Raw genomic sequence first — 7,939 nt, 5'->3', positions numbered from 1 at the left:
GGCTGATGACGTAGTTGCCGTGGTTCCTGAAGTTCTCGGGCAGCGCCCAGTTCGGCACGGCCTTCGCGCCGGTTTCCGAAAGGAACAGGAATTTATCTTCGGTGACGGGCACGTCCAGCGGTGCGCCCTGTTCCTTCCAGTCGGGGATCAGTTCGTTGAGGGCGCGCGGGTCCATGACTGCGCCCGAGAGGATATGCGCCCCGATCTCCGAGCCCTTTTCCAGTACGCACACGCCCATCTCGACGCCTTTCTCTGCCGCGAGCTGCTTCAGGCGGATCGCCGCCGACAGGCCCGCCGGGCCGCCGCCTACGATCACCACGTCGTATTCCATCGATTCGCGTGGGCCGTATTGCTCCAAAAGACTTGCGGGGGTCATCAAAGCTCCTCTTGCCATTAGAATACTTTTTTCGGGTTCGTATTGTCGGGTAACGTTCCCTGACCTGCAACCCAACGAGCTAAATTTAGCACGGTCGTTCTATTCTATGTCAGAATGTCAGGCCGACCGGGCAAAATGCGTTCTGGTGTTTCCTCATACTTGAACAGGAACCGCAAATGGGCCGTTCGATCAATCTGGAAGGCAAGGTGGCGATGATCACTGGCGCGTCGAGCGGGCTCGGCAAGCGCTTTGCCCAGGTGCTCTCGCAGGCCGGCGCGAAGGTCGTGCTGGCGAGCCGGCGCGTGGAACGGCTCAAGGAGCTGCGTGCCGAGATCGAAGCCGAAGGCGGCGCGGCGCACGTCGTCTCGCTCGACGTGACCGACTATCAAAGCATCCGCTCGGCCGTGGCTCATGCCGAAACCGAGGCGGGCACCATCGACATCCTCGTCAACAATTCCGGCGTCTCCACAACGCAGAAGCTCGCGGACGTCACCCCCGCCGACTTCGAATACGTATTCGACACCAACGCGCGCGGCGCCTTCTTCGTGGCCCAGGAAGTCGCGAAGCGCATGATCATGCGCGGCAACGGCGGCGGTCCGAAGCCCGCGTACCGGATCATCAATATCGCCTCGGTGGCCGGGCTGCGCGTCCTGCCGCAGATCGGTCTCTACGCGATCAGCAAGGCGGCGGTCGTGCACATGACGAAGGCGATGGCGCTCGAATGGGGCCGCTACGGCATCAACGTGAACGCCATCTGCCCCGGCTACATCGACACCGAGATCAACCATCACCACTGGGCGACCGAGCAGGGCCAGAAACTCATCTCGATGCTGCCGCGCCATCGCGTCGGCACGCCCGAAGACCTGGACGGCCTGTTGCTGTTGCTGGCCGCCGACGAGTCGGCTTTCCTGAACGGCTCGATCATCAGCGCCGACGACGGTTTCGGGCTCGCCTGAGCAAGAAGAAGTGCAATGAGCGACTACCATCCCGTCTTCGAGATGATCATGCCGATCCGCTGGGGCGACATGGATGCTTTTGGCCACGTGAACAACACGGTCTATTTCCGCTACATGGAGCAGGCGCGGATCTCCTGGTTCGAGCAGCTGGGCGTGGCCGGCCGCAACCCCGAGGGGCAGGGGCCGGTGATCGTCAATGCGTCGATGGAGTTTCTCCGGCAGCTGCATTATCCGGGCGACGTCGTCTGCACGTTGACGGTCGGCCAGCCGGGGCGCAGCAGCTTCGATACCGGTTTCGAGCTGCGCCGCACCGACGAGCCGGACACGCTCTACGCGCGCGGCAGTGCCCGCTGTGTCTGGATCGACTACGACGCGGGCAAGTCCGTGCCGATTCCCGACGCGTTGCGCGACACGCTCGAGCACGCGCCGCTCGTCAAAGCCGGGCGGCCGGGCTGAACCGCGGCGCTGATCCGCCGCCCAGGCAGGGCGCCGTGGCCGCAACGGGGCCGCGCGCCCCAGGGCGTTCCCGCGGCAGTCCCTTCACTGTCCCAGGAGCCTTTGCAGCAATTCCGTCGCGTTGCCCGTGTCGTACTTGCGCATCAGCCGCGCGCGGTAGACGTCCACCGTGCGCGAGCTGATATCCAGAATCCGCCCGATCTGCTTGCTCGTCTTGCCCGTCACCAGTTGCGCGGCGATTTCGCGCTCGCGCGGCGTGAGCTCGACCGCAACGCGCCGTGTCGCGCTCAGATCCTCGAAAGTCCAGACGCCGGCCCCGTGGGGTGCCGTCCGGTCGAGCGAGCGGCCCGTCACGTGACACCAGAACAGCTCGCCGTCGGCGCGTTTCATGATGCGGTCGTCCGCGTAGCTGCCTTGCGCCGTCATGATGGGCGGGATGCGCGCGCCGATGCGCTCGAACTCGTCCGCCGACGGATACAACACCTGGAACGACTGGCCGATCAGCGCCTCGCGCGTGCAGCGGAAGATGGCCGCTACCTCGTCGTTGCAGTCCTCGACGATGCGTTCGCGCGCGAGCACGAGGCCGATGGGCGCGAGGTGGAACGCGGTCTGGTAATCGAGCGGGGCGGACGTGGCGGACGGGGATGGCATGGCGGCGGTGCGGGTATTGCTTTATGTAGTTTTGCGTATTGTGCCGCATCGGGCCGCAAGCGTACGCTTTGCACCCATTGGAGGGACGGTTGCAGGGGCAATCCGGCGCGTGTCAGGTTCACGGCAACGCCACTCCTGCGTGGATAGAATGAGGCTTTGCCGGGGCGTGCCCGACGCTTGGTACGCCCGGTGCGCCACGGCCGGCATGGCCGGGACGAAGCGGAATTAGCGGAACAAAGCGGATCGACGGATTTCCATTCGAGGAAGGGACACACTGATGAACAAAGTCTATGCAAGCGCGGCCGCCGCGCTCGAAGGCATCGTCGAGGACGGCCAGATCTTCGCGGTTGGCGGCTTCGGGCTGTGCGGCATTCCCGAGGCGCTGATCGGCGCGCTGCGCGATTCGGGCGTGAAGGGGATTACCTGCATCAGCAACAACGCGGGCGTGGATGGCTTCGGCCTCGGCCTGCTGCTGGAAACGCGCCAGATCAAGAAGATGATCTCGTCGTATGTGGGCGAGAACAAGGAATTCGAGCGCCAGTATCTCTCGGGCGAACTCGAACTCGAATTCACGCCGCAGGGCACGCTGGCCGAGAAGCTGCGCGCGGGCGGCGCGGGCATCCCGGCGTTCTTCACGAACACGGGCTACGGCACGCTGATCGCCGAGGGCAAGGAAACGCGCCAGTTCGGCGACCGGCACTACGTGCTGGAGCCCTCGCTCACGGCCGACGTGGCGCTCGTGAAGGCGTGGAAGGCCGACAAGTCGGGCAATCTGATCTATCGCCGCACGGCGCGCAACTTCAACCCGATGTGCGCGATGGCGGGCAAGATCACGGTCGTGGAAGTGGAGGAGATCGTCGAGAACGGCGAACTCGATCCGGACGCGGTCCATACGCCAGGTATCTTCGTGCAGCGCATCGTGCTCAATGCGCACCCGGAGAAACGCATCGAACAACGCACCGTGCGCGCTTCGGCGAGCGCCTGAGAGGGGAGAGCGATCATGGCATGGAATCGTGACGAAATGGCCGCGCGCGCGGCGAAGGAACTGCAGGACGGCTTCTACGTGAACCTCGGCATCGGTCTGCCGACGCTCGTGGCGAACCACGTGCCCGCGGGCGTGGAAGTGTGGCTGCAATCGGAAAACGGCCTGCTCGGCATCGGCCCGTTCCCGATGGAAGATCAGGTGGACGCCGACATGATCAACGCCGGCAAGCAGACGGTGACGACGTTGGCCGGCTCGTCGATCTTCTCTTCGGCGGACTCGTTCGCGATGATCCGCGGCGGCCACATCAATCTGGCGATCCTCGGCGCGATGCAGGTGAGCGAGAAGGGCGACCTCGCGAACTGGATGATCCCGGGCAAGATGATCAAGGGCATGGGCGGCGCGATGGATCTCGTGGCGGGCGTCAAGCGCGTGGTCGTGCTCATGGAGCACGTGGCGAAGGGCGACCAGCACAAGATTCTCGAAGCGTGCACGCTGCCGCTCACGGGCGTGGGTGTGGTGGACATCATCATCACCGACCTCGGCGTGATCGAAGTGACCGACTCGGGCCTGAAGGTGACCGAGCTGGCGCCGGGCGTGAGCGTCGATGAGATCAAGGCGAAGACGGGCGCACCGCTCGACGTGAGCGCGGTGGGCTGATCGCGCTGGCCGTTGGCAGCATGACTTGCTGCACGCGGGCGGGACTTCGGTTCCGCCCGTTTTGTTTTCCAGCGCCGGTATTCGGGTGGATTCGGGCGGACGCATTGGCCGCGCCGGCCCATCCCGCGGCGCAAAGCCGTTTACAATCGGCCCACAGCCTTCCATGAAGACCCTGCGATGAGCGTACCCTCCGCCGTGCCGCGTCAACACCATGTTCAGTGCCTCAGCCCCTCGGGCCTGCATCGCATTGCCTATACCGAATGGGGCGAGCCCGCCAATCCGCGCGTGCTCGTCTGCGTGCATGGGCTCACGCGTTCGAGCCGCGATTTCGACCGGCTTGCCGCCGCGTTGTCCGACACGTATCGCGTCATCTGTCCCGACGTCGTCGGCCGTGGGTTGTCGTCGTGGCTCGTCGACCCGCGCGGCTATGGCGTGGCGCAGTACGTCGCCGATATGGTGACGCTGATCGCGCGCGCGGGCGTCGAGACCGTGGACTGGTTCGGCACATCGATGGGCGGGCTGATCGGCATGGCGCTCGCCGGTCTGCCCGATATGCCGATCGGGCGCATGCTGCTCAACGACGTCGGCCCCCATATCGAGCCCGAGGCGCTCGCCCGGATCGGCGAATACGTCGGCCGCGACGAGCGTTTCCCTTCGCTGCAGGCGGGTGTCGATCACGCCGCATTGCTCGCGGCATCGTTCGGCCCGCTCGCTGCCGGGGAATGGCGCGAGATCAACACGCCGCTGTTGCACGAGGTGGATGGCGAGTGGCGCTTCCGGTACGACCCGCGCATCGCCGAGCCGATCAAATCGGTCACGCCCGAGCAGACCGAACAGGGCGAGCAGTTCTTGTGGCGTTCGCTGGCGGCGTTCAAGGGCGCGGTGCGGGTCGTGCGCGGTGCTCAGTCGGATCTGCTGTCGCGCGACACGGTCGCGAAGATGGTTGAGGTGGGACACAACGTGTCAAGCGTCGAAATCGCGGGCGTGGGTCACGCGCCGGCGTTTTTGTCGGCCGACCAGATCGAGGTGGCGCGGGGTTTCTTTTCCGGAGCCCGCGCCGACGCGTCATAATATGAGATTGGCTGGCGCCGACCTCGCTTGAGCGGTGGGCGCATGCATTCAACTTCTACGGGAATTTTCATGGCAGTCATTCGTCACCACGTCGGCCCGCGTCTTTCGGAAACCGCCATTCACAACGGCACCGTTTATCTGGCAGGGCAAATCGCGGAAGACACGAAGCAGGACATCACCGGGCAGATGCGCGAGGTGCTCGGCCATATCGATCGTCTGCTGGGCGAAGCGAACAGCGACAAGTCGCTGCTGCTCTCGGTGCAGATTTATATCGCCGACATGAAGGATTTCGCGGGCATGAACGCCGTATGGGACGCCTGGGTCGCACAGGGTGCGACGCCGCCGCGCGCGACGGTCGAAGCGAAGCTCGCGAATCCGGAATGCCTCGTCGAAGTCGTCGTGGTGGCCGCGCAGCGCGACTGATTTATTCGTTCGTTTTGCCGTAGCCCGTTCCTGTTCCATTACCTGACGGGCACTGTCTCATGAGTAGCGATTCCCTTCCGCCCCCGCCTGCCGCGCTGCCGTCGATCGAAGACGCGCTTGCGTTCGTGCACGAGCACGCGGGCGACGCACGCCTGTCCACGGGCGAACTGCTCGTCGAGCACGCGCGAGGCACGGCTGCGGCCGTGGGGCGCCTCAACGTCGATCCGCCCGCGGTGCTCGCGGCGGCGCTCTTCAATCTCGCGCCGCATCTCGACGATCCGGAGACGACGCTCGAAGCGCGTTTCGGCGCGGAAGTGGCGAAACTCGTCTTCGACGTGCGCAAACTGCTGCGGCTCGGCACCGTGAGCGTGCGCGTGGCGCAGAACGCCGCGGCCGACACGGGCCGCGACGCGCAGGCCGAGCGCCGGGCCCAGGTCGAGTCGCTGCGCAAGATGCTGCTCGCGTTCGCGCAGGACATTCGCGTCGTGCTGATCCGCCTCGCGTCGCGGCTGCAGTCGCTCCGCTATTACGCCGCGGCGAAGATCACGCCCGCGCCCGAAGTGGCGCGCGAGACGCTCGAGATCTACGCGCCGCTCGCGAACCGGCTCGGCATCTGGCAACTGAAGTGGGAGCTCGAAGACCTCGCGTTTCGCTTCGAGGAGCCCGCTACCTACAAGCGCATCGCGAAGCTGCTCGACGAGAAGCGCGTCGAGCGCGAGAGCTATGTCGCCGACGCCATCTCGCGGCTTCAGCAGGAACTCGCGGCCGCGCATATCCCGGCCGAGGTGAGCGGGCGGCCCAAGCACATCTACAGCATCTGGAAGAAGATGCGGGGCAAGGATCTCGACTTCTCCGAGCTCTACGACGTGCGCGCGTTTCGCGTGATCGTGCCGGATATCAAGGATTGCTACACGGTGCTCGGCATCGTGCACAACCTCTGGCAGCCGGTGCCGAAAGAATTCGACGACTACATCTCGCGGCCCAAGCCGAACGGCTATCGCTCGCTGCATACGGTCGTGATCGGCGACGACGGCCGTGCATTCGAAGTGCAGATCCGCACGCAGGAAATGCACCAGTTCGCGGAGTACGGCGTCGCGGCGCACTGGCGCTACAAGGAGGCCGGGTCGAAGGGCTATGGCGGCCAGTTCAGCACGAGCGGCAGCTACGACGAGAAGATCGCGTGGCTGCGCCAACTGCTTGCCTGGAAAGACGACGTTGCCGATACCCGTCAGCCGTGGGAAGAGTTGCGCAAGGCTACGCTCGACGACGACCACATCTACGTACTCACGCCGCAGGCGCGCGTGATCGCGCTGCCGCTGGGTGCGACGCCGCTCGACTTCGCCTATCACCTGCACAGCGAGCTTGGGCACCGCTGCCGCGGCGCGCGCGTGGATGGCGCGATGGTGCCGCTCAACACGGCACTGCAGAACGGCCAGACCGTCGAGATCGTTTCGGTGAAGGAGGGCGGTCCTTCGCGCGACTGGCTCAATCCGCAACTGGGTTATCTGCACAGCACGCGCGCACGGCAGAAGGTGCGCGCGTGGTTCAACGCGGTCGACTCGCAGGAGAACATCGCGAACGGCCGCGTGCTGGTCGAAAAGACGCTGCAGCGCGAGGGCCGTACCTCGGTCAGCCTCGATCAGCTGGCGGCCAGGCTCGGCTTCAAGACGCCCGAAGAGTTGTTCGCCGCGGTGGGCAAGGAAGAATTCAGCCTGCGCAACGTCGAGCAGGCGCTGCACGACGCACCGGTTGCCGAGCCGGAGGAAGAAGCGACGCCCGAGCAGTTCACCAAGCGCGCGAGCGGGGCCAATGTGGCGCACGGCGCGTCGTCGGGCGTGCTCGTGGTGGGCGTGGATGCGCTCCTGACGCAGCTTGCGCGTTGTTGCCGGCCGGCGCCGCCGGACGACATCAGCGGCTTCGTCACGCGCGGCAAGGGCATGTCGATCCACCGCAGCGACTGCCCGACCTTCCTGCGCATGGCGCGCCGTTCGCCGGAACGCCTGCTGCAGACCACCTGGTCGTCCGACGTGATGGGTGGGCGCGGCCAGTCGGTCTACCCGGTCGATATCCTGATCGAGGCGAGCGACCGTCAGGGGCTCTTGCGCGACATCTCGGAAGTGTTTGCGCGCGAGAAGATGAACGTGATCGGCGTGAAGACACAGTCGCGGCGTAACGCGGCGTACATGCAGTTCACGGTCGAAGTGTCGAGTTCAGCCCAGATCCAGCGCGCGTGCGTGCTGCTGGGCGAGGTGGGCGGCGTGGTGAGGGCGTCGCGCAAGGGGTGAAGGCGCCGGGGCGAATGCCCGGCGGCGGCGCGCGAAATGCCGCGCTGCAAAAAATGCTTGTCAGGCCCACCGGAACTTC

Annotated in this window: 9 protein-coding genes; 7 read left to right on the top strand and 2 right to left on the bottom strand. The window is 65.5% G+C overall.

The window, feature by feature from the left end:
- Positions 1-376 (bottom strand): NAD(P)/FAD-dependent oxidoreductase (locus V8683_RS26170; RefSeq protein ID WP_462880693.1); only part of this gene is annotated, 376 nt, incomplete at its 3' end.
- Positions 377-552: 176 nt separating this feature from the next.
- On the opposite strand from V8683_RS26170, the gene V8683_RS26165 reads away from it, so the two are divergent.
- Positions 553-1,332: an SDR family oxidoreductase gene (locus tag V8683_RS26165; RefSeq protein ID WP_411190015.1), complete on the top strand. Its 780-nt coding sequence runs from the start codon at positions 553-555 to the stop codon at positions 1,330-1,332.
- A 15-nt stretch (positions 1,333-1,347) separates the two neighbouring features.
- Positions 1,348-1,788: an acyl-CoA thioesterase gene (locus tag V8683_RS26160; RefSeq protein ID WP_411190014.1), complete on the top strand. Its 441-nt coding sequence runs from the start codon at positions 1,348-1,350 to the stop codon at positions 1,786-1,788.
- Positions 1,789-1,872: 84 nt separating this feature from the next.
- Here the strand turns inward: V8683_RS26160 and V8683_RS26155 are convergent, their stop codons facing one another.
- The gene (locus V8683_RS26155; protein WP_411190012.1) at positions 1,873-2,439 is read right to left on the bottom strand and encodes a LuxR C-terminal-related transcriptional regulator; all 567 of its coding nucleotides are present in this window, start codon (positions 2,437-2,439) and stop codon (positions 1,873-1,875) included.
- 277 nt (positions 2,440-2,716) lie between these two features.
- Between V8683_RS26155 and V8683_RS26150 the strand changes: the two genes are divergently transcribed.
- From V8683_RS26150 to V8683_RS26130, 5 genes are all read left to right on the top strand, one after another.
- Entirely contained in the window at positions 2,717-3,424 is a 708-nt protein-coding gene (locus V8683_RS26150) for a CoA transferase subunit A (protein ID WP_411190011.1), read from the top strand.
- Between the two features lie 15 nt (positions 3,425-3,439).
- Entirely contained in the window at positions 3,440-4,081 is a 642-nt protein-coding gene (locus V8683_RS26145; protein ID WP_411190010.1) for a CoA transferase subunit B, read from the top strand.
- Between the two features lie 177 nt (positions 4,082-4,258).
- Positions 4,259-5,152, top strand: a complete 894-nt coding sequence (locus tag V8683_RS26140) for an alpha/beta fold hydrolase (RefSeq protein ID WP_411190009.1) — start codon at positions 4,259-4,261, stop codon at positions 5,150-5,152.
- A 69-nt stretch (positions 5,153-5,221) separates the two neighbouring features.
- Entirely contained in the window at positions 5,222-5,575 is a 354-nt protein-coding gene (locus V8683_RS26135; protein WP_411190008.1) for a RidA family protein, read from the top strand.
- A gap of 59 nt (positions 5,576-5,634) precedes the next feature.
- Positions 5,635-7,860, top strand: coding sequence for a RelA/SpoT family protein (locus V8683_RS26130; RefSeq protein ID WP_411190007.1), 2,226 nt, complete (start codon positions 5,635-5,637; stop codon positions 7,858-7,860).
- Positions 7,861-7,939: the final 79 nt, after the last annotated feature.

This window comes from Paraburkholderia sp. AV2 (assembly GCF_054968425.1).
The sequence above is the reverse complement of the archived record's forward strand: the minus strand, read 5'-3'. Positions and strand labels throughout refer to the sequence as shown.

Coding starts and splice junctions, on each gene's coding strand:
- V8683_RS26165 (WP_411190015.1), top strand. CDS start 553: ATGGGCCGTTCGATCAATCTGGAAGGCAAGGTGGCGATGATCACTGGC.
- V8683_RS26160 (WP_411190014.1), top strand. CDS start 1,348: ATGAGCGACTACCATCCCGTCTTCGAGATGATCATGCCGATCCGCTGG.
- V8683_RS26155 (WP_411190012.1), bottom strand. CDS start 2,439: ATGCCATCCCCGTCCGCCACGTCCGCCCCGCTCGATTACCAGACCGCG.
- V8683_RS26150 (WP_411190011.1), top strand. CDS start 2,717: ATGAACAAAGTCTATGCAAGCGCGGCCGCCGCGCTCGAAGGCATCGTC.
- V8683_RS26145 (WP_411190010.1), top strand. CDS start 3,440: ATGGCATGGAATCGTGACGAAATGGCCGCGCGCGCGGCGAAGGAACTG.
- V8683_RS26140 (WP_411190009.1), top strand. CDS start 4,259: ATGAGCGTACCCTCCGCCGTGCCGCGTCAACACCATGTTCAGTGCCTC.
- V8683_RS26135 (WP_411190008.1), top strand. CDS start 5,222: ATGGCAGTCATTCGTCACCACGTCGGCCCGCGTCTTTCGGAAACCGCC.
- V8683_RS26130 (WP_411190007.1), top strand. CDS start 5,635: ATGAGTAGCGATTCCCTTCCGCCCCCGCCTGCCGCGCTGCCGTCGATC.